This is a genomic window from Aureibaculum flavum (assembly GCF_016406085.1).
In the GTDB taxonomy this organism is placed as follows: domain Bacteria; phylum Bacteroidota; class Bacteroidia; order Flavobacteriales; family Flavobacteriaceae; genus Aureibaculum; species Aureibaculum flavum.
The window spans coordinates 1-621 of sequence record NZ_JAEHFJ010000038.1 but is presented as its reverse complement, the minus strand read 5'-3'; the positions used below and the strand labels follow the sequence as shown (position 1 = coordinate 621).

1 protein-coding gene is annotated in these 621 nt (G+C 29.5%); it reads left to right on the top strand.

Features of this window, described 5'->3' with window-relative positions:
- Positions 1-570: IS3 family transposase (locus JBL43_RS20160; protein WP_198843148.1), on the top strand; the 570-nt coding region annotated here is incomplete at its 5' end.
- Positions 571-621 lie beyond the last annotated feature (51 nt).

Here is a 621-nt window from a genome sequence, read left to right as displayed (position 1 = left end):
AATATTGTAAGTACTCTGGAGATAAACAGACCAGAACAGATTTGGGTGAGTGACATTACCTATGTTGGAACAAGAAGTAATCCATCGTATCTAGCATTGATTACTGATGCATATTCAAAAAAAATAGTTGGATATAATCTTTCTAATAGTCTTGCGGTGGAAGGCTCATTAAAAGCCTTAGAGATGGCTTTGAAAAATAGACATTACAGAGAAAAGCCGTTAATTCATCATTCAGATAGAGGGTTACAATACTGCTCTAATGACTATCAAGAATTGTTAGAGATTAATAATATAAAAGCTAGTATGACCGAAAAATATGATCCTTATGAAAATGCAATTGCAGAGAGAATTAATGGTATACTAAAACAAGAGTTTAGTATTGCTAAAAATATTGAAAATATTAATCTAAAGAGTGAATTAATTGCCAATGCAATCAAAATATATAACAACCTTAGACCGCATTTATCAAACTATATGTTAACACCAACAGAAATGCACAAACAAAATAAACTCAAAAGAAAACAGTATAAATCAAAAAAGCTTAACGATATTAGTATCGTTAAGCTTTAAGTTATAAATTTAATCCTTTAATAATCTGTATCGGTTATTTAGGACTAGACA